Source organism: Leptolyngbya sp. FACHB-1624, from assembly GCF_047649235.1.
Classification (GTDB): Bacteria; Cyanobacteriota; Cyanobacteriia; order Leptolyngbyales; family Leptolyngbyaceae; genus Leptolyngbya; species Leptolyngbya boryana.
The window spans coordinates 1,384,118-1,404,820 of sequence record NZ_CP180258.1 but is presented as its reverse complement, the minus strand read 5'-3'; the positions used below and the strand labels follow the sequence as shown (position 1 = coordinate 1,404,820).

At 45.9% G+C, this 20,703-nt stretch carries 23 protein-coding genes; 18 read left to right on the top strand and 5 right to left on the bottom strand.

Annotation, left to right across the window (positions count from 1 at the left end; all coding sequences use genetic code 11):
• Positions 1–32: 32 nt before the first annotated feature.
• Entirely contained in the window at positions 33–2,183 is a 2,151-nt protein-coding gene (gene ppk1, locus ACMUEV_RS06480) for a polyphosphate kinase 1 (protein WP_190652140.1), read from the bottom strand.
• Positions 2,184–2,449: 266 nt separating this feature from the next.
• Between ppk1 and ACMUEV_RS06475 the strand changes: the two genes are divergently transcribed.
• From ACMUEV_RS06475 to ACMUEV_RS06435, 9 genes are all read left to right on the top strand, one after another.
• On the top strand, positions 2,450–2,710 hold the full coding sequence (locus ACMUEV_RS06475; RefSeq protein WP_190652141.1) for a hypothetical protein: 261 nt from the start codon (positions 2,450–2,452) through the stop codon (positions 2,708–2,710).
• 100 nt (positions 2,711–2,810) lie between these two features.
• On the top strand, positions 2,811–3,353 hold the full coding sequence (locus ACMUEV_RS06470) for an OsmC family protein (RefSeq protein ID WP_086371059.1): 543 nt from the start codon (positions 2,811–2,813) through the stop codon (positions 3,351–3,353).
• Positions 3,354–3,487: 134 nt separating this feature from the next.
• Positions 3,488–4,642, top strand: a complete 1,155-nt coding sequence (locus ACMUEV_RS06465; protein WP_225885679.1) for an acyl-CoA dehydrogenase family protein — start codon at positions 3,488–3,490, stop codon at positions 4,640–4,642.
• Positions 4,643–4,982: 340 nt separating this feature from the next.
• Positions 4,983–6,581, top strand: coding sequence for an ABC transporter substrate-binding protein (locus ACMUEV_RS06460; RefSeq protein WP_348251558.1), 1,599 nt, complete (start codon positions 4,983–4,985; stop codon positions 6,579–6,581).
• Positions 6,582–6,589: 8 nt separating this feature from the next.
• Complete coding sequence (gene ntrB / locus ACMUEV_RS06455; RefSeq protein WP_190652143.1) at positions 6,590–7,444, top strand: nitrate ABC transporter permease; 855 nt, start codon at positions 6,590–6,592, stop codon at positions 7,442–7,444.
• Between the two features lie 68 nt (positions 7,445–7,512).
• On the top strand, positions 7,513–8,397 hold the full coding sequence (locus ACMUEV_RS06450; protein ID WP_017289965.1) for an ABC transporter ATP-binding protein: 885 nt from the start codon (positions 7,513–7,515) through the stop codon (positions 8,395–8,397).
• A gap of 67 nt (positions 8,398–8,464) precedes the next feature.
• Positions 8,465–8,914 carry a cyanase gene (gene cynS / locus ACMUEV_RS06445; RefSeq protein WP_017289966.1) on the top strand — a complete coding sequence of 150 codons (450 nt, stop codon included), beginning with the start codon at positions 8,465–8,467 and terminating at the stop codon, positions 8,912–8,914.
• 115 nt (positions 8,915–9,029) lie between these two features.
• The gene (locus tag ACMUEV_RS06440) at positions 9,030–9,620 is read left to right on the top strand and encodes a TetR/AcrR family transcriptional regulator (protein WP_017289967.1); all 591 of its coding nucleotides are present in this window, start codon (positions 9,030–9,032) and stop codon (positions 9,618–9,620) included.
• A gap of 29 nt (positions 9,621–9,649) precedes the next feature.
• The gene (locus ACMUEV_RS06435) at positions 9,650–10,327 is read left to right on the top strand and encodes a DsbA family protein (RefSeq protein ID WP_190652144.1); all 678 of its coding nucleotides are present in this window, start codon (positions 9,650–9,652) and stop codon (positions 10,325–10,327) included.
• Here the strand turns inward: ACMUEV_RS06435 and ACMUEV_RS06430 are convergent.
• Both ACMUEV_RS06430 and ACMUEV_RS06425 read right to left on the bottom strand, forming a co-directional pair.
• Positions 10,324–10,959 carry a class I SAM-dependent methyltransferase gene (locus ACMUEV_RS06430; protein WP_199329589.1) on the bottom strand — a complete coding sequence of 212 codons (636 nt, stop codon included), beginning with the start codon at positions 10,957–10,959 and terminating at the stop codon, positions 10,324–10,326. The two genes, ACMUEV_RS06435 and ACMUEV_RS06430, sit on opposite strands and share 4 nt — an antisense overlap.
• Positions 10,960–11,099: 140 nt before the next feature.
• On the bottom strand, positions 11,100–12,029 hold the full coding sequence (locus ACMUEV_RS06425; protein ID WP_017289970.1) for a LysR family transcriptional regulator: 930 nt from the start codon (positions 12,027–12,029) through the stop codon (positions 11,100–11,102).
• Positions 12,030–12,463: 434 nt separating this feature from the next.
• Between ACMUEV_RS06425 and ACMUEV_RS06420 the strand changes: the two genes are divergently transcribed.
• The 8 genes from ACMUEV_RS06420 to ACMUEV_RS06385 all read left to right on the top strand — a co-directional run bounded on the left by ACMUEV_RS06420 (position 12,464) and on the right by ACMUEV_RS06385 (position 18,888).
• The gene (locus ACMUEV_RS06420; RefSeq protein ID WP_017289971.1) at positions 12,464–13,423 is read left to right on the top strand and encodes a CobW family GTP-binding protein; all 960 of its coding nucleotides are present in this window, start codon (positions 12,464–12,466) and stop codon (positions 13,421–13,423) included.
• Between the two features lie 51 nt (positions 13,424–13,474).
• Complete coding sequence (locus ACMUEV_RS06415) at positions 13,475–13,990, top strand: DUF1097 domain-containing protein (RefSeq protein WP_017289972.1); 516 nt, start codon at positions 13,475–13,477, stop codon at positions 13,988–13,990.
• A gap of 47 nt (positions 13,991–14,037) precedes the next feature.
• Entirely contained in the window at positions 14,038–14,757 is a 720-nt protein-coding gene (nthB, locus tag ACMUEV_RS06410; RefSeq protein WP_017289973.1) for a nitrile hydratase subunit beta, read from the top strand.
• A gap of 40 nt (positions 14,758–14,797) precedes the next feature.
• The gene (nthA, locus tag ACMUEV_RS06405) at positions 14,798–15,406 is read left to right on the top strand and encodes a nitrile hydratase subunit alpha (RefSeq protein WP_017289974.1); all 609 of its coding nucleotides are present in this window, start codon (positions 14,798–14,800) and stop codon (positions 15,404–15,406) included.
• A 19-nt stretch (positions 15,407–15,425) separates the two neighbouring features.
• Complete coding sequence (locus ACMUEV_RS06400; protein ID WP_017289975.1) at positions 15,426–15,791, top strand: nitrile hydratase accessory protein; 366 nt, start codon at positions 15,426–15,428, stop codon at positions 15,789–15,791.
• A gap of 28 nt (positions 15,792–15,819) precedes the next feature.
• Positions 15,820–16,509, top strand: coding sequence for a HupE/UreJ family protein (locus ACMUEV_RS06395; protein ID WP_190652145.1), 690 nt, complete (start codon positions 15,820–15,822; stop codon positions 16,507–16,509).
• A 131-nt stretch (positions 16,510–16,640) separates the two neighbouring features.
• The gene (gene cysK, locus ACMUEV_RS06390) at positions 16,641–17,576 is read left to right on the top strand and encodes a cysteine synthase A (protein ID WP_017289977.1); all 936 of its coding nucleotides are present in this window, start codon (positions 16,641–16,643) and stop codon (positions 17,574–17,576) included.
• Positions 17,577–17,730: 154 nt separating this feature from the next.
• Positions 17,731–18,888 (top strand): fatty acid desaturase, encoded by a 1,158-nt coding sequence (locus ACMUEV_RS06385; protein WP_348251559.1) that lies wholly within the window; start codon positions 17,731–17,733, stop codon positions 18,886–18,888.
• 109 nt (positions 18,889–18,997) lie between these two features.
• Here ACMUEV_RS06385 and ACMUEV_RS06380 read toward each other — a convergent pair whose 3' ends face one another.
• Together ACMUEV_RS06380 and ACMUEV_RS06375 are read right to left on the bottom strand one after the other, a co-directional pair.
• On the bottom strand, positions 18,998–19,387 hold the full coding sequence (locus ACMUEV_RS06380) for a TIGR02588 family protein (RefSeq protein ID WP_190652146.1): 390 nt from the start codon (positions 19,385–19,387) through the stop codon (positions 18,998–19,000).
• Positions 19,388–19,396: 9 nt separating this feature from the next.
• Positions 19,397–20,266, bottom strand: a complete 870-nt coding sequence (locus ACMUEV_RS06375; RefSeq protein WP_190652147.1) for a TIGR02587 family membrane protein — start codon at positions 20,264–20,266, stop codon at positions 19,397–19,399.
• 75 nt (positions 20,267–20,341) lie between these two features.
• Between ACMUEV_RS06375 and ACMUEV_RS06370 the strand changes: the two genes are divergently transcribed.
• Positions 20,342–20,659, top strand: coding sequence for a TIGR03792 family protein (locus ACMUEV_RS06370; RefSeq protein WP_017289981.1), 318 nt, complete (start codon positions 20,342–20,344; stop codon positions 20,657–20,659).
• Positions 20,660–20,703: the final 44 nt, after the last annotated feature.

Sequence of the window (20,703 nt, the reverse complement as noted above, 5' to 3'; positions counted from 1 at the left end):
TCTAGACTCGCGTTGTGAGCTAATCCTATTGATTAATGATGCTGAGTCAGTTCCATCAGCCGTTGTTGGGCACTACACTCTGCCTCATTTTCTTGTGGGCGTAATTGGGTATACTGACCATCGGCATGAAGCAGCCAAGCTTGGCGAGTATCCGACAGCAGCAGATGCAGAGTGTCTGTTAAGGTGTGCTTAATGGATGGGTCTTCTATGGGCGTGACAGCTTCCACTCGTCGATCGAGATTGCGTCGCATCCAATCCGCGCTTCCTAAATAGAGTTCAGTCTCCTCATTGTTATGGAAGTAGAAGATTCGAGAGTGTTCGAGAAATCGTCCGACAATACTCACCACTCGAATATTGTCGCTAATTCCTGAAATACTAGGACGCAAACAGCACATCCCGCGCACAATCAAGTCAATCTGCACACCCGCTTGTGATGCTTCGTACAAAGTGCGGATCATCTCAACATCCGTGAGGGAATTCATCTTAGCAATGATGCGACCCGGTTGCCCCTGTTGACAATGTTGGATCTCACGCCGAATCATTGCCGTTATGCGATCGCGCATGGTCATGGGTGAAATCAGCAATTTCCGATACGATCGTTGTTTAGAAAATCCAGTGAGATAGTTAAAGAGATCGGTTAAATCGGCACCGAGATCCTCACGACAACTCAGCAATCCTAAATCCGTGTAGAGTTTTGCGGTTTTTGGGCTGTAGTTTCCAGTGCCGATATGAACATAGCGACGAATTTGATCCGCTTCTTGGCGAACCACGAGCACGACTTTCGTATGGGTCTTAAATCCAACTAAGCCATAAACAACATGCACCCCTGCGTCTTCTAATCGACGCGCCCAGTTAATGTTGTTTTCTTCATCAAATCGTGCTTTCAGTTCGACTAAGACGACCACTTGTTTACCATTCTCTGCTGCCTGCATGAGCGCTTTGGGTAAGGTATCCCCAGAGGTACGATAAAGAGTCATTTTGATCGCTAGAACATCTGGATCAGTTGCCGCATGGGTAATAAACGTTTCAACCGAAGCGGTAAACGATTCATAGGGATGATGTACCAGTAAGTCCTGCTGTTGAATAACAGAGAAGATATCTAGCCCATCGCCACGATCGTCCGCATCGATTCGAGTGTCTAATTGGGGGGCTAGCCCTTTCAACCGCGCGGGAATCACTGGTGTCCAAGGCGAATCTTTCAGCGATGGGCAAGGAATTGCTGTCAATGCCATTAAGTCTTTTAGCCCAAGCAGTCCCTCGGTTTCGTACACTTCTAGTTCGGTTAGACTCATGCCTTGCATCAATTTTTGGCGGACAAACTCAGAGGTAGAGGTTGGAATTTGCAGTCGTAAGACCGAGCCGCCTCGCAGTCGTTTCCGTAATTCTTGTTCGATCGCGAGCAGCAAATCATCTGCTTCATATTCCTGCACATCCAAGTCAGCATCCCGCGTGACTCGAAAGGGATAGTATTCCTGAATCTCCATTCCTGGAAATAATAGCGATAAGTTATGAGCAATTACTTGTTCTAGGGGAACCCCGAGCCACAAACATGACTCTCCTTTGTATTGCTGTAACTCTTTGGGAAAAGTCACAAATCGAGACAGATTGCTTGGAACTTTGACTCTAGCAAAGTCCTGTTCTCCGGTATCTGGGTCTTTGATAACAACCGCTAGATTGAGGCTGAGGTTCGACATCTGCGGAAAAGGATGGGCAGGATCAACCGCAAGCGGGGTCAGAACTGGAAAAATTCGTTTCTCAAAGTACTGGTGTAAATAAGTCTGCTGGTCTTGACTGAGATCGATGTAATTAAGAATATGAATGCTGTTTTTGGCTAACTGTGGGCGTAAGTCTTGTTCAAATAGCTGATGCTGCTGAACCAGCATAGGACGAAGCTGTTGGCTAATTTCAGCAAGCTGTTGCTCGGGAGTACGACCATCGGGCGTTAACGTACCAACTTGCGCTTCGACCTGTTCTCTTAAAATGGCGACCCGCACCATGAAAAACTCATCGAGATTGGCACTGAAGATCGCCGTAAATTTAATTCTCTCTAGTAGAGGAGTGCGTATATCGATCGCTTCATGCAGAACGCGGCGATTAAACTCTAGCCAACTCAATTCTCGGTTGAGATAGTACTGGGGGTCGTCGAGGTGGAACTTCGAAGCGGTTTGTTTTGCCCTAGGCATATTTTTTGATTAGAAGTCAGTAACACTTATCCTCCCAAGAACTGTTATAAGTTGGAAGTCGTCCCCAACACATACGACGATCGAAGTGATGACCTACGGAGTTCTTTGACGAATTAGGCAAAGTACTGAACTGTCAAATGAAGAGAAGTTTGCCTTCTGATGGGTGAACTCGAACCGACAAAACTCATTCTGTTTCAGAGCAAGTTTTAACCTCTTCAGATGCCAAATCATTTAGCCTTTTAACAGTGTTGTTCCGCTTTAATCCGATGCAACCTTATCAGCCTATTCGTTGCGATTTGTATGACGAGCTTGTATTACTGGCAATGCGTCATCAGTCTTGTACGATCGTTTACCAGGATGCTGCCCATCAGAAAATTGTTCTCGAAGATCAAATCGTCGATGTGTATTCCCAAAACAAGCAAGAATTTTTGCGACTGCAAAGCGGAACCATCCTTCGGCTCGATACCTTGGTTCAAGTGAACCAGCTGAAGTTTAAGGACGGCTCTGGGGATTTTGGCAATTTTTGAGAATTCAGCGTCATGAATGCAATTTTGTAACGAAACGAACCGATTCGCCAAGCCATCTCTGATTCAATTAGATAGAACATTCTATTTAGATGAAATCGCTATGGCTGATACGACTGTCACCGCTCAGGTCAAAACTCCCCTCCGCCCGATTAGCAAAGTCGGACTCGACAAATTAGCCGAAACCGCTAAAGCTGACCCGACGGTTGTGAAAGCGCTCAAAGTGAAGACTGTCTGCGAAGGTCAATTTCGCAATTTGACCTATGTTCGGGATTTGCCCGCGCACGTGATTGACGAACCGCCTGGACTCTTAGGAGAAGACACTGCACCGAACCCTTCTGAAGCAGTGCTAGCATGTCTTGGCTCTTGTCTATCGGTGGGCATCCATGCCAATGCAACCATGCGAGGAATCACTCTGACAAAGCTAGAGCTTGAACTTGAAGGAGACATCAATATTACGGGCGTTTGGGGCATCGGTGACTTATCGGACAAGCGCTTGGGCTTTACCGATATTCGCGTCAAAGTCGATTTAGAAGGCGATGCTAGCCGCGAGGAATTAGACGATCTGGTTGCTCACTCTAATGTTTGGTCGCCTGTTGCGAACACGTTGCGGCTCCCGGTCAATATGGATGTTTCCTTGAAGTAGTGCTTTTGACCGACTCGGTTCCTGATCAGGTTCGATACTAAAAATCCAATCTGATCAGGTCAGAATCCATTATTGAAGTCATCAAGAATATGCAAGCAATTTCCAGGACAATGATCGATTCGACGATCGATCCCATGACTGATTCAATGATCCATTCGAGAGTCGATCCCAGTTGTGAGACATCTGCATCGGTTGATTTGATGCTCGCCCAGTTGCAGAGCGCGATCGCATCAGATCTCGCACCGCAAGTTGAGGCGATCGATCAACAAGGCGTATATCCGCGTGCATTTATGCACCGGGTTGGAGAAGTCGGAGGCTTTGGGCAAGCAGTGTCCCAAAAATATGGCGGAGTTGGGACTGGATTGCGCGGGGCAATTCAAGCGATCGAAGCAATTTCGCAGGAGTGTCTCTGCACAGGATTTATGAGTTGGTGCCAAGTTGCTTGCACTTGGTACATGGAAAATAGCGACAACGACTATTTGAAAACGCAAATTCTGCCGTTAGTTGCAACTGGACAAGCCTTGGGAGGCACAGGACTATCGAACCCGATGAAGCACTTTGCCGGGATTGAGAAAATTGCGCTGATAGCAGAACGAGTTGCTGGCGGCTACAAGCTGAATGGCATGTTGCCTTGGGTGTCGAACATTGGGGCAGGACATTACTTTGGCATTGCGGCTCAGATGGCAGACAGCGATGACTATCTGATGGCGATCGTATCGGATGAGCTAGAAGGCTTAACGCTTCGGTGCAATGCTCATTTCATTGCACTAGAAGGAAGTAATACCTTTAGCTGTGTCTTTCGCGATGTGTTTGTGCCTGATGAATGGATTTTGGCAGCACCTTGTGAGAATTATGTTGCTCGGATTCGTCCTGGCTTTGTTTTAACTCAGGTCGGTATGGGATTAGGACTCGTCGAAAGCTGCATTGATTTGATTGAGCGATCGAATCAACGCTATGGACATGTCAATCAATTTTTACCCGATCAAGCTGAGGAATTAACCGCAGAATTAGAAACGGCTCGGCAGACAACTTATGCTTTAGCAGATGAGTTAGTAGGTCAAGAGAAAATTGAGCGATCGCTGTTTAAGGAAGTCATTAAAGCCAGAATTCTTGGCTCAGAATTATCTTTAAGAGCAGCTCAATCAGCGATGTTACATGCTGGCGCAAGAGCCTATCTTCACGGTTCAAAAGTTGAACGAAAACTGAGAGAAGCTTACTTCGTCGCAATTGTCACTCCTGCGCTTAAACAGCTTAAAAAAATGTTGCATGATCTCGACAAGATCAGCTAGAACAGAACTATTTTTTAAGCAAGATGGGTATTTGAAAAGATAAAATTATCTTTTCAAATACCCTATTTTCACAGGTTTTGAGATTTTTTTCTGATGAAAATATCGCAAGAATTTTTCAAATTCAGCGCTTCCGAATTAGAAGGCTAGTTTCGGCGATCTGATTTGGAATTTAAGAGATTAAACCTGCCTATAAAAAATTTATTTATGATAAGAAGACTCCCGTTTCACAGATACATCTAATTTGCTTTTATAAACTATTTCGTATTCATTACTACACTATTTCTTTGATCAAGTTTGTAAGATGTTTCTACTCTGATTCACTATATATTTTTCATACTGTATGCCCACTTCTCTGGATCTTTCTCAATCCGATCGGACTTATTCTCTCGATCCTTTGACAAGCTCAATGTTTTGTCCATGTGGCGGGACTCATGTTGCAGAAGACCATTGGAAATTCATCGAGGGAATGCCTCAAGATCCAGTGGACTTGGTCGATGACTTAGTGCAAATGGGGCATTACTCAGAAGATGCTTTGCAGCTTGGTCAAGCATTGACCCATGCTGAGTTTCGTAAAGCGATTTTATTAAAAGCGATCGATCAAGCTCCTCCAGAACAGCGCCAAATCTGTAATGAACTGATCAAACTCGCTGGTGGACTCGACGAAGCGCTAGCAGCAGCATTTGGTCCCAATGCAACCGAGTTTCTAGGGGATGCGATTCGCTTGAGTCGGTTCCGTCGTCGTGACTTTCTCATTAAAGTTGCTGCTGCTGCTGCGGTTGTGACTGTAACCAGTTGCGCGGGTGGTAATAATCAGCAGAACACGACTTCTTCCACGACAGCAACCACCGGAAATTTAGAGAAGAAAGACTTGACGATCGGCTTTATTCCCATTGCTTGCTCGATTCCCATTTTGGTTGCTGAATCTGCTGAAATCTACAAGAAATACGGCTTAAATGTCACACTGAAGAAAATGCCAAACTGGGCAGCAGTGCGAGAATCGGCGATCGCAGGTGAACTCGATGCCTATCATATGCTTTCTCCGATGCCGATCGCGATGTCGTTAGGGCTAGGCTCCTCGGTATTTCCGATCAAACTTGCCAGCATTGAAAACATCAATGGGCAATCGATCGCAGTCGCGATGAAGCACAAGGACAGAGTAAAAGGTGCAGCAGACTTTAAGGGAATGACGATCGGGGTGCCGTTCCCCTATTCAATGCACAATCTGCTGATGCGGTACTACCTTGCTTCTGGAGGCTTGAATCCGGATCAAGATGTCAAGCTGGAAATTGTTCCACCGCCTGACTCTGTTGCAAAAATGGCAGCCGGACAAATCGATGCCTTTTTAATGCCCGACAACTTTGGGCAACGCGCTATTTTTGAGAAAGTTGGCTTCATTCATATGCTGACCAAAGACCTGTGGAATGGTCATCCTTGCTGTGCTTTTGCAGCGAGTCAGAAATGGATTGATGCGAATCCTAACACCTTCCGCACGATCAATAAATCGATCATTGAAGCTGCCGCGTATGCCGATGATGCGAAGAACCGAGAAAGTGTCTCTCAACAAATGGCAGCCCGGAAATATCTCAATCAGCCAGAGCCAGTGCTCAAAGCTGTGATGACCGGAAAATTTGACAATGGTTTGGGTGAATCCTTGGATGTTCCCGATCGCATTAAGTTTGATCCGTATCCTTGGAAGAGCTTCGCGAAGTGGATTTCCAGCCAGATGGTACGTTGGGACTTAATGCCGACCGACAAAGCTAAGTTCCAAGAAATCGCTGACCAAATTTACATGACTGACTTAGCCCGAGACTTGTCAAAAGAGCTAGGACAGACTCCTCCGACAGAACCCACTAGAGTAGAAACGCTCAAGTTTGACACCTTTGATCCTGCCAAGGTCGATAGCTATGTTCAAGATCAAGTGAAGCAATTTGGAGTCTAGTAAGTGCCATGGCAAACTCATCTCTCACAAACTCGCGATCGCTCGGATCAAAACAGCAAAAGTCCAAACCTTGGTTTGAAAATCAGAATATTCAGGCATTGATTCTGTTTTTGCTATTGCTCTCTGGGATCTTAATCATCTGGGAACTGGGCGTACAGTATCAAATTTTTTCTCCGGTGATGCCTCCTGCAAGTCGCACGATCTCAGATTTTTTGGGTTGGATTTCCGATCCGTTTTACGATAACGGTCCCAATGACAAAGGCATTGGAACTCATCTATTCGCTAGCCTACAGCGGGTACTGTTGGGATTCTTACTCGGTTCCGCGATCGCGATTCCGCTAGGAATTTTGATTGGATTATCTGACGTTGCTTCTAAAGCCGTTGATCCATTCATCCAACTTCTACGTCCTGTCTCTCCACTTGCATGGCTTCCCCTGGGGTTAGGCATTCTCAAAAGCTCAGAGGGCACAGCGCTGTTTGTGATCGCGATTAGTAGCATTTGGGCGACGCTGATCAATACAAAATTTGGGGTGAGTAACGTCTCAACCGACTATCTCAATGTCGCTCGAACACTTGGGGCTTCCCGCTGGCGTACCATTTGCAAAGTCATTCTGCCTGCCGCTGCGCCCAGTATTGTTTCTGGCTTACGAATTAGTATTGGGATTTCTTGGCTCGTGATTGTAGCAGCCGAGATGATTGTCGGCGGAACAGGGCTAGGAAGCTTTGTTTGGGCAGAGTGGAACAATCTCAATGTCACCAGTATCATTACCGCGATCGTCGTGATTGGACTGGCAGGAGTTTGTCTCGATCGTCTACTCGGGCTACTGCATAGCTGGGTGTCATTTGGACAACGAACCCAATAGGCATCTCTCAAGCGCTTCCATGACTTTCTCGAACTACGACTCAACACTGTATTAGGGCACTAGGGGCTATGATTTCTTCGCACACTGATTTATCCACTTCGACAACCGGAATTAGCGCTCAGCTTGTTCTCAAGGATGTATTCAAAGTCTTTCCAGGTCGGCAAACCTGGCAAGACAAGTTACTCAAGCGATCCTCTTCGGATTTCATTGCACTCTCGGAGATTAATCTCACGATTGAACCCAATACATTCGTTTCGATTATTGGTCCATCAGGCTGCGGGAAATCTACCCTGCTCAACATCATCGCTGGATTAACACAGCCCACTCATGGAGAAGTGTTACTCAATGGGGTTCCGGTCGATCGTCCGGGACCCGATCGCGGAGTTGTGTTTCAGAACTATTCTCTGATGCCTTGGATGACAGTGGCTGAGAACATTCGGTTTGCCATTGAAACGGTGCAGCCGAATCTGTCGATCGCGCAGCAAAAAGACATTGTTCGAGAGTACATCGACTTGGTGGGACTGCATGGTGCTGAGCACAAGCATCCGCATGAATTATCGGGTGGGATGAAGCAGCGCGTCGGCATTGCCCGAGCCTTGTCGATCAATCCCCAAATTCTGTTGATGGATGAACCCTTCGGCGCACTTGATGCACTAACGCGAGGCTTTTTACAAGACGAAATCGAACGGATTTGGGAGCAGCACCGCAAAACGGTCGTTCTGATCACGCATAGTATCGAAGAAGCTTTATTGCTGTCTGACAAAATTGTAATGATGAGCCGTGGACCCGCTGCCCAAATTGTTGAAGTTCTGGATGTTCCCTTTCCCCGCCCGCGCAGTCGTGAAGCCTTAGACCAATACCCGCGCTACCATGAACTGAAAGCAGAACTCGAACACCACTTATCTCGTGAAACGCGCGCGATCGAAGAATCCCGGCTCCAAAACCGTAGCTGATCTTGATCTGCTGAAGCGCTTTGAAGTGTAACTAGACGATTGATCTGTGATTTGGAGAAATTGAACTATGTCAAGTACCGAATTTCCGGCAATGACTCAGAAATTGCTTGCAGCTAAAAAAGCAAAAGGCATCAGTTTCACGGATTTAGAAACGATTCTCAACCGTGACGAAGTTTGGATTGCCGCCCTGTTTTATGGGCAAGCGACTGCCTCTGAAGACGAAGCAAGCAAGTTACTCCATGCGTTGGATTTGAGCCAAGATCTCGTACCAGAACTCACGGCTTCTACGTCAAAAGGATTAGGTCCGATCGTTCCCACCGACCCCTTGATTTATCGGTTCTACGAAATCATGCAAGTCTACGGAATGCCGATGAAAGAGATCATCCACGAAAAATTCGGAGATGGAATCATGAGCGCGATCGACTTCACGTTAGACATCGAAAAAATCGAAGATCCAAAAGGCGATCGCGTCAAAGTGATCATGAACGGAAAGTTCTTACCCTATAAGAAGTGGTAAATCAGGAAAGGTAACTCGCTCTTCTCGTTGAAGTCTTAAATAGCTCAAACGAAAGCAGCGAGGCTCGTGTCTGCCATAATATTGGAGAAGCTAACCGTCGTTCAATGACAAGCGCATGGTCAATCTGAAACGTACCCGTGAAGATATTTTGTTTGCTGTTGAGGCTCTGATTCATCATCAAGGTTTTCAGTCAACCGGACTGAAGGAACTGTTCGCAGCGAGCGGCATGTCCTCGGGTAGTTTCTACAACTACTTTGGGTCAAAAGATGAATTGGCTCATGCGCTGATTGACTTTAAATGGAATCAGATCAAAACTGCTGTGCTTGACCCCGCGCAAGCATCCTCGAATGATCCGATCGCTCAAGTCTTTTGGATGATTGATCAACTTGAAGCCAAACATTTAGCTGAACCCGATTGCGCAGGTTGCTTTTTAGGAAATTTAATCGTGGAAGTCGTCAAGCAAGATGTGGCATTTCAGCATCATCTCATGCAAGTGTTTGACGAATGGCAAGCCACCATTGCTCGATCGCTGAAAGCCGGACAAAATCAGCTCAAGCCGGACATCGACCCCGATAGTTTAGCAGAACAATTACTCGTCATGATCGAAGGTGCTCTATTGCTTGGGCGCTTATACAGTGAACCTACCCGATTGCAGCGCCATTTTGATGCCGTCCGTCAGTTGCTAAGATCGGCATTAACAGCATAGAGTCAACATGACTGCTATTGGAGAAGCTCATGCAACCTATTCGCATCTCTTACTTCTCAGATGTTCTTTGCGTTTGGGCATATATTGCGCAAGTTCGTTTAGATGAACTGAAAACGAATTTTCAAGACAAGATTGCGATCGAGTATCATTTCGTTCCCATTTTTGGTAATGCTCGGGAAAAGTTAGAGCAACGCTGGCGGGATAAAGGTGGCTTCCAAGGATATAGTCAGCATGTTCAAGATGTGGCGGGAAAGTTCAATCACATTACCGTTCACCCTGAGATTTGGACAGCAGTAGTTCCTCCATCCTCCACCTCTTGTCACTTGTTTCTTCACGCGATTCAGTTACTCGAACTCAAGGGCATCATTCCAAAGTCAGAAAAGGTCTTTGAAAAAGCAATCTGGACGTTTCGAGAACAGTTTTTCACGCACTTGGCAAATATTGGCGATCGCGCAGTTCAATTAGAAATTGCCGAGAAATTGGGACTGCCGATTGCAGAGATTCAGGCACAAATTGATAGTGGGGAAGCTTATGCCCAACTCTCGAAAGATCTTGACTTAGTAAAAGAGCATACGGTTGCAGTGAGTCCAACGCTGATCTTTAACGAAGGACGGCAAAGGCTCAACGGCAATGTAGGTTATCGGGTGATCGAAGCAAATATCCGAGAACTGCTACACAATCCACCCGACGAGCAATCCTGGTGCTAGTTTAACTTTGGCGAAGCAGTCGCGACCATCATTCCCCAGACTAGACCAAACCGAACTTTCGTTGCACGAGTAAGGTCAAAGCCTGAAGCCTTCAGGAAACCGTGCAATTCAGCTTGGGTATAGCACTGTTGATGAGCCGGATCAGTAACTTTTAAGATTAGATCACAGATCCGGCACAGTAAATAGTCTTTACACCAATCGAGAATCATGATTTTCCCATTTGGTTTCAGTACCCGTTTCATCTCTGCAAGCGCGATCGCGGGATTCTCGAAATAATGGAAAGCACTTGCAGAAACAATGACATCAAAGCTTTGATCCGCAAAGGGTAAGTGTTCCGCAGATGCTAGAGAAAGCGTGACGTTTGGATAAGCTTGCAGTTTTTGTTGTGCGATCGCTAGCATTTTTTCAGAGATATCTACTCCGACCATATTTTGTTCTGAGTGTTCGGTCAGAATCAACTGCTCAAACTCTCCAGTACCACAGGCGATATCCAGCACTTTTTCAGTTGGGGCAAGCTCTGCCCAAGCTTTCAAAAAATTGAGCGTATTGGAAATATATTGGCTCCAGCGTTGATCATAGATCGCCGACATTTGGTCATACTGCTGCCGGATGACTGGTTCAATCATGCTCATTTCAATTTAAAACAAAGCGATAGTAGCTAACATTCTATCCTAGTAGAGTCTGGAAACGACTGAGTGGATTGAAGTTAGAGAGGGTTGATAGTTCGGCTTGTGAAAGCTGTAGATTGTGCAAATCGGGAGCAGAATTTGTACTAGCTAGCCCGTCCTAGAGAAGATGAGTTGAAGCAACCTGTCGAGGATTTCAAGGATTCCATGAATGCAAAGGCATGAGGAGAAAGGGGACGATTTGCGACGATCGCCATCCGAATGGTTCTAAAAAAGGGGATCGGCAAGCTACGAACTTCAACATTGGGCGGGATGGGTTCAGCCGCTAGACGAGGCAGAATCGCAACGCCTAGACCTTGGGCAACCATATTGACAACAGTTGAGTCAGATTTCGCTTGATAGACAGGTTGAATCGATCTGCAAAATCTCGCACAGTGTTCGTAAGCATACTTGTCAGAGGTGAATCCATTCGTCGCGACGATCAGGGGATAGGATTTTAGGTGCTCCCACCCCAACTTGAAGGGTGGTTCTGTGTAAGACAAGGGAAGTAGCACCACAAACTCATCCTGCAAAAACTCCCAAGTTTCAAACTCATCCGTCATCAAGTCATCTGTAAACCCAATGTCAGCATGTCCTTTACACAAATCATCCTCAATGCTCTGTTCATCAAACTGCTCGATCACACTCACCGTGATTCCTGGAAACTGTCGTTGAAACTGGGCAATAATTGTTGGAAGCAGGTGAGTTGCAACGCTGCGAATCGAGGTCAGGCGCACCTTGCCTCCTTGAAGACCCCGCAGCAAATTTGCCTCTTTCAAGATTTGTCCTTGCAGATGTACGATCTGTTGAGCATGGGTAAGCACCCTCTCTCCGGCGGGAGTCAGTTCTGCACCATAACGCCCACGAGAAAATAAAACAATCCCGAGATCTGATTCGAGTGCTGCGATCGCATTACTTACGGCTGACTGCGCCACCTCCAACTCAAGAGCCGCCTCACTGAAGCTATTGTGTTCTGCAACTGCAATAAAAGCATGAAGTTGCGCCAGCTTGATCTTGCTTTGACGCTTTCGTTCCATAAGTCCAGGAAAAGGGGTGTGAATGGTAGTAAACAGGATTTTTTCAGACAATGGACAAAGAGAAGGTATCGTATCTATCTATTTTGATGATAGATACGATATCAAAAATGCTTTGACTTCTATTTATTGCTTCAATTAAGCTTTTCGACATTGAGAAATAAAACTTGCAGTCAAATCAGGAGATAAAGTTTTTAAAGAAGGCTTTGTGATCAGAACTGAGAGGAGAAATTATTGTTTCATGATGAATAAAGTTGAATTTTTTGTTCATCTTAGACACAATTTAACCTTCTAATTCTTTTGTCTCAGCCACTACTTTTTTCAACCAGCATTAATGAGATCAATAGGCGTAAGATACAGCAAAGCAAAAGGCGCAGTTAGTAAATTCTTTCAAGCCACTTAGTCGTTCAACCGCTCGCAATTATAGGCATTTGTGTATGCTGAGTAGCTCTATTCCCGTTACGATCATTACAGGTTATCTTGGCTCAGGAAAAACGACACTGCTCAATCACATTCTTCACTATGAACATGGCAAAAAGGTTGCTGTGATTGTGAACGAATTTGGAGATGTGGGCATCGATGGTCAGCTTGTCTTGAATGCAGATGAAGAAATCTTAGAAATGAATAATGGCTGCATTTGTTGTACAGTCCGGGGGGATTTAATTCGCATTATCGGCAGCTTGATGGAGAAGCGCGAAAAGTTTGATCATTTGGTGATTGAAACAACTGGATTAGCTGATCCAGCACCTGTGATTCAGTCATTTTTCGTCGATGAAACCATGCGATTTAAAACTCACTTAGACGCAGTGGTCACGGTTGTCGATGCTAAACACATTGAGGAACATTGGGACAGCAGTGAAGCTCAAGAACAAGTCGCTTTTGCAGATGTTATCTTACTCAACAAGATTGATCTCGTTTCTCCTCAACAAATCGAAACAATAGAAAACCGAATTCGATCGATGAATGCCTTTGCCAAGATCTATCGAACTCACAACTGCGATGTAGAAATTGACTCGATTTTAGGAGTCAAAGCCTTTGACCTCAAGAATGCTTTATCAATTGATCCAGAGTTTCTCAATGAAGCCGCGCATGAGCATGATGACACTGTTTTCTCGATTTCGATCGTTGAACCGGGTGTCGTCAATGGCGATAAGCTCACAACTTGGCTCAACCAACTCATTCAGATGCAAGGGCAAAATATTTTTCGGATGAAAGGCATCTTGAATGTAGACGATGAAGATCGACGGTTTGTGCTGCAAGGGGTTCATATGCTTCTAGAAGGAAGACCGGGACGCCCGTGGAAATTTGACGAACTGCGCCGAAATGAGATGGTTTTCATCGGGCGGGAGTTGCCGGAATCAGAACTGAAAAGTGGATTTCAATCATGTTTGTCCTAAGTTTCGCTTAGGTAAGGTTCTCTAAATCATTCACAAACAGGAAGTAAGGGTATGAAAAAGCTAGATGCGTACAGTGTCAGTATTGGTGCTTTAGGAGCATTGGATACTTATCTCACAGCAACATTGATTCTTGTCCCCGTGTGGGTGACATTCATTGCTTGGGCATCCTTCTTTATCTTAGGGGGTAAATCTTCTGGCTTAAAGCAGAGCATTGCTTCTAACCTCACCGGAATTGCGATCGCATCTTTGACACTGCTCTCGATTTCAGCCTTGGGAAGCAATCCTTTGATCGCGGCAATCTGTGTTGGCATCGGCAGTGCAGCGATGGTGCAGGCTTCCAAAGTTCCTCTACTTAGGGCGATTCCTGCCATTGTTTGGGGATTTGCCTCGACCGTTGGAACTACGATTGCAACTGGGAAAGCGATTACAACTCCAGGACTAGAAAATCCAGCACTGGTCGCAGCAGCAGCAATGATTTTAGGCGGAATCTTCGGCTATCTCTCCGAAATGTGGGGAGATGCGATGACCACACAACCCATCTCCGCCAGAGAGCAGTCCCGCGTTTAGATAAATCGTGATTCACCTTTGCGTGTTCAATTAGGAGAAACGAAAAAATGAAGCTACAGCACTACCTGGGTGGACTTGAGGGACTTGAACCTTCTAGCTTTGAAAAGCGAGTCTTTGTGCAACCTTGGGAAGAGCGCATCTTTGGCATTCATGTGGCAATGATGGCGTTAAGTAATCATCTAGAAGCAGTCAAGACAGTTCCGACTCAGTTTAAGAGTTTCTGGACGTGGGGACATCTTCGCAAAGGTGCTGAAGGTTTAAACCCCTTCGACTATTTCAAGTACCGCTACTACGAAAAGTGGCTCGGTGGCATCTCTGGTTTCTTTGTTGAATCTGGCTATGTTTCTAAAGAAGAACTGGATTCAAAAACAGCAGCTTACCTAGAACAGCTAGATGCACCGCTCCCTCAAGCAGAAGAACCTGCGATCGACGATCAAGTGATGGAATACTTGCGGGTTGGAGATTCGCCGAAGTGTGACGTTGCCATTCAGCCGAAGTTCAAGGTTGGCGATGTGGTCACGGTCAGAAATCCACCTCCAACCGATCACTGCAAGCTACCAGGCTACCTCCGCACGAAGCAGGGAGTGATTGATGTGGTCTATGAAGGGGCTTATAACTATTACTTCCCAACAGGCGATGGAGTCGGCGATCCGATGCCCATCTACAACGTCAAATTTGATTCTCACGAAATTTGGGGCAATTTGACCGAGCCAAAAACATGGATTTACGTCCAAATTTTCGAAGGCTATCTAGAAGATCCGGCTTAATTTGGGTGCGCTTGATTTTGTTTGATTAAGGATGTGAGACATGGCTGATAGCATTGATCGCGAAACTTATAGTGCTGCTCGTGTGAGAGCGTTAGAGTCGTTGCTAATTGAGAAAGGGGTCATTACCAGTGCAACGGTTGACAAGGTAATCGAGTTTTTTGAGAAAGATATGGGACCGTTTAATGGTGCCAAAATTGTTGCAAAAGCCTGGGTTGATCCAGAGTTTAAGCAGCAATTGCTCGAAGATACGCCGTCTGCGATCGCAGTGATGAATTTTCCACGCGGCATGGCAGGCGCAGAAGGTGAACACATGAAAGCAGTTGCGAATACTGATGACGTTCACAATCTCATTGTTTGTACGATGTGTTCCTGCTACCCTTGGCCTGTGTTAGGACTGCCGCCCTACTGGTTCAAAGATCCGACGTTTCGAGCGAGAGCAATTCGCGAACCTCGCAAAGTCTTGCAAGAGTTTGGGCTAGACATTCCCGAATCGACTGAAATTCGAGTCTGGGATACGAGCGCCCAAATCCGATGGTTTGTGGTTCCAGAACGCCCAGATGGAACCGAGGATTGGACAGAGGAGCAGCTTGCTGCCATCATTACCCCTGAATCAATGCAAGGGGCAGCTAAAGTTGTTGTTCCCGCTTAGAAAGCGGAGGGAGAGTTAAATGCAGGTCAAATTTGAGCAGTTTGCGGCTGCGAGTATGCTAGTTGATCCGAATGCTCCGCCTCGCAGCAATGGAGAACTTTTATTTGCAAGACCTTGGGAAGGACGCGCGTTTGGGATGGCGATCGCGCTCTCTAAGAAAGGACACTATGAGTGGGAAGATTTTCGCCAAGGCTTAATTACTTCGATCGCAGAGTGGGAAGCAACACACTGTAAAGACGATCCGGATTGGGACTATTACATGCGTTGGCTATTGGCTTTAGAGCGATTAACGTTAGACTCTGATCTGATTTCGCCAGAAGAACTAGAGCAGCGAACGGCTGAAATGATTGCTCAAGAGAAGACTGCTCTTTCTGCAATTCAATAACATCCTAAGTACGATACATGAGGTCAGAATGATCAATCAAAGCAAGGTTTCTAGACTAGCTTCCTTCAGTCAACTTCTGCAACCAAAGCGAGTCCTTCTTCTAAGCATCGCCAGTGTTTTACTGATCGCATCTCCCGCAATGGCTCACCATGCGATGGACGGAAAAATGCCGAGGAACTTCTTTGAAGGCTTTCTGTCGGGGCTAGCACACCCTCTCATTGGCGTGGATCACTTTGCATTCGTCGTCGCGATCGCACTCTTAGCTGTCGCGAAACGACAAGGGATTATGATTCCAATCGCGTTTATCTTGTCGGCAATGCTAGGAGCAGGACTACACCTGATTGGACTGAGTTTGCCAGGGGTTGAACTCCTGATCGCTGCATCCATTCTCATTGTAGGCATCTTGCTGACTCGAAAAGACGACCTAAATAGTACAACAGTCTTTGGACTGAGTGCGATCGCAGGAGTCTGTCATGGCTATGCTTATGGCGAGGCAATTTTTGGAGCACAGATGACTCCGATGCTCGCCTATTTGCTCGGCTTTACTTGTATTCAGTTGGGGGTAGTCCTGGTTGTCTTTAAGTTAGGGAAACGTTTGCTTGAGCAATCACAGGTTTCTGCTAGCTTACGCTCTACTGGATTTGTAATTTGTGGAATTGGTATCACGTTTCTGTTTTCCCAAATTATCGATGTCCTTGTCCCATTACCCAAAGGGTAACTCAGCGAAATCCTTGTAAAACGACTTTCAGAAATAAGAGCGCAGCACCTCCACTCAATCTCATCATTGAGTGGAGTATGATTGTTGACTAATCCGCTAGCAATTTCCGTTCAAGTTGCAGAGATAAAATCATGCGAATTGCCGATGATGTCACTGATCTTATTGGTCGGACTCCCCTCGTCCGACTCAAGCGCATTCCTCAAACAGAAGGGTGCATCGCACAGATTGTGGCGAAGCTAGAAGGGATGAATCCCGCCGCTTCTATCAAAGATCGCATTGGGATCAGCATGGTTGAAGCGGCAGAAGCCGCAGGTCTGATTGAACCCGGTAAAACGGTTTTAGTCGAGCCAACGACGGGCAATACTGGAATTGCGCTTGCAATGGTTGCCGCTGCTAAAGGATATCGCTTGATTGTTGCCATGCCAGACACAATGAGCATGGAACGGCGGGCAATGTTAAAAGCTTACGGAGCGGAGTTAGAACTTACACCCGGTCATCTATTTAGCCAGGGAGCCGTCGATCGAGCCATGGAATTAGTTGCGACGATTCCCAATGCGTTTATGTTGAATCAATTTAAAAACCCGGCGAATCCTAAAATTCATCGAGAAACAACTGCCGAGGAGATTTGGGCAGATACCGATGGACAGGTTGATATCGTGGTTGCAGGTGTCGGAACAGGCGGCACGATTACGGGATTAGCAGAAACCCTCAAACAGAAGAAACCAGAAATTCAAGCGATCGCAGTCGAGCCGCAAAATAGTCCTGTGCTATCCGGTGGGCAAGCAGGAATGCATAAGATTCAAGGCATTGGAGCAGGATTTGTGCCGGATGTGATGCGACTTGAACTGGTTGATGAAGTCATACAAATTAAGGATGAGGATGCAATCTACTATAGTCGTCGCTTAGCTCGCGAAGAAGGATTATTGTCAGGCATTTCTGCGGGGGCGAACTTGAGTGCAGCAATTCAGCTAGCAAAACGTCCGGAGAATGTTGGAAAGTTAATTGTCTTTATTCAGCCAAGCTTTGGAGAGCGATATCTGAGTACAGTGCTATTTCAGGAGGGGTAACTCATCGAACAGATCGCTCTAACCTAAAGTCATCAAAAGTAGGAAGGTGAGATAAATTGGAAGATTACCGCTCTGGTTTGCGTCCCGCCCCGGAATGAAATTCCAGAGCTAACTGTACGAAGTGGGTTGAAACCCACTGAAGAAGGTGTGATCATTGGCTGTTAGTCCCTTGAGTGGACTTCGTTCAACTAGCCCCGAATTCATTCCGGGGTGGGTCAGTAACGAAGCAAGAGAACTCACCGAACTGATGTTTAATTATGCCTATCTATTTATGGTGTCTAGAACAATGTACTTAAAACGAGATTTACATTCCCTAAAGCTGTTTTGGAATGGACTCGCTATCTTTTATACATTGAGCGGTTATAGTACAGGAATTGGGCTTCTCTTACTGCCTGCTAGTTGGCTGAACATTGTTGGCGTGTTACTTCTCACTCACAGTTTAACGTTAGCAACATATCTTGCACATGAGTTTATGCACGCTAACGTTTTCTCGCATCTGCGCTGGAATGCGTTTGGAGGCAATGTGATGCTGTGGCTGAATGGAAGTTGCTATGTGCGATTCTCTGAGTTAATGAAGATGCACATTGCTCATCATACCGATCGCATTGACTATTGCCGATTCAATCTCGTTGCATTTCTTGACTCGCTACCATCGCTCCTCAGATTTACTTTTCTGGCGAGCGAGTGGCTCTACATTCCCTCGCTCGCATTCTTCTTGCGAATTCGTTTGATACTTGCTCCTTTTAGGCAATTTGAGCGCAGACACGATCGCATTCGGGTTGTCTCGATTTTTTTGATTCGCAGCGCTCTCTTTGCTGTACTCGGGGCGATTTCTCTCAAAGCGCTACTTCTATATTTAGTTGCTTATATCAGCATGATTCACATCCTACGGTTAATGGATGCGTTTCAACATACTTATGAATCGCTACCTGTAGGAGTTCCCTTACCTCAAAAGTTTCAAAACATTTCTCGCGAGGAAGCCAATATCTATGAGCAAGCGAACACTTTTTCTAATATCATCTCTCATCAATATCCCTGGCTGAATCTAATCCTGCTCAATTTTGGGTATCACAATGCTCATCATGCAGATATGACGTGTCCCTGGTATTCTTTGCCAAAGCTCGATCGACAACTCTATCCAGATAGTCAGAGCCATTACCTCATTTTGCGATCGCTCGTCAGGAACTATCATCGCTTTCGCGTCTCGCGCATCTACAGTGGACAAGGAGAAGTCTTGACGCAACACGGCAATCTTCAGTTCGACAAATTTTATGGAGCAACAGAAGTCTCTTTTTTAGTCGTTCCGTCCTAAGTTTGGATTTCAATAGCACAGCACTTTTTTGCATTTCTCGCGAGGTAGCTCAAATCTCGCGAATTGGATGAATCAACCAGAATATCAGTGCGATGCTCTCAAATACTCTCTAAGGAATTTTATAACCTGTTACTCTTACAGTTAATTCTCCCAAACGTGGATCGCGCTGAAACACAAATGCGCCTTCTTCCTTCTCATCTTTCGATAAAAAATCAATCTGTTGATCGCCTGCTTCAACAATCTGATTGTTCACTCTCAATTCTGCAATCACTTGCAGCGACTCTACAGTTTCTCCACCTGTATTCGTCACCGCAAACGGAACATAGAACTTACCCTGAGTTTGCCGAATCTCTTGATTCTGTTCGATTGAAATCGCAGACGGCTCGTGGCGCTCAGAAGCCCAAACATAGATCACAAGTCCCGCGATCGTGCTCAATATCGAACTGGCAATCCCAAATGTCACCCACTCCGCGATCGTTCTAGGTTTCCGGTCTGTCATCTCATCCTCCTAAGCTGCTAACCGTCCTGCCGCTCCCCCCACCGCAGCAGGCAGTCCTAATAAGATCGTGTATCTCAACCAAAGCTGCCACGGATCATCGAAGTGCAGCTTTTGGAAAAATACTAGCATTAACATGGCAGCAAACAGAGAGACTAAATAAGCAGCGATCGTTTCTCCGAACGGGCGCTGAAACACCCCCTGATGCTGATATCGTTGAGCTTGCCGACCAAATCCTGCTGCGAACACAATGCAATAGGAAATCACCAAAGAAGCTGCCATCATTGCGAGTAACCAGCCTCCAGTTGCAGCCGAAGCGAGCATCGGAATTTCATCGGTTGGCGCAATGTTAAATGCAATGATCAGCGCGCCAATCAAAGTGGCTGAAATATCTGATAGAGTTGCACTCCCTTTTTTGGGCTTGGAACCTTGTTTGGGATTGGAATCGGTTCCTAATCGCGATTGATCTTTGCCTAAAAATTGATTCGCCAAGGCGACCCCAAGCGTAAAAGGCACACTTTCATAGATCAGCTTTCCTAAGGCTCCTGAAAGTGACACATTGAATGTAATTTCTTGCAGTAGAACCAGCGTTAAGCCACTACAGACAATCCCGATCGCTAAAGCTTCAACTGAATCTTTCAACGCATCAAAAGTTTGTGTCGTCGTATCATTTCTGAACCCTGATGTTTGATTCAGCAGAAAGACAATTAAGAAAGTGAATCCCAGTGCGAATAGCATTCTCACGGGACTAACATATGAGCCAATCCACCAAACTTCCATGGTGTAAAGTAATGGAATTCCGAATAAGAAGCCGCCCGATGCACCCCGTACTAAATCTGTAAGCTCAGTTTTCCACTGCTCCTCAACCTGCATCCTCAGCATTAGCCTTATCCGAAAGCGTTAGAATCTAAGCTAGTCGATTGAGCAGATTAACGTCATTCCTCTGCAGGTAGAACTATGGTAATTGAATGGTTGAAAGTGAAAGTTCCGATCGAGCTAAGAGAAACTTATATTCAAAAAGATGCCGAGATTTGGACAGCGACACTTTCAAAGTATCCGGGCTATGTTGGAAAAGAAATCTGGTTGAATCCTCAGGATGAATCGGAATTAACCATGGTCATTCATTGGGAAACAAAAGATGCGTGGAAGAATGTTCCGGCTTCGGTCTTAGAAGAGACTGAACAACGGTTTGTCAAAGCGATGGGACAAAGCTTCCCATTTTTAGAGCAAAAAGAATATCAGGTTCGTAAATTTAACGCACATTCCGTGAAGTAAAGCTACCGATAGTCATGCCAAATTGTCCTCGTTGTGGCCAATCG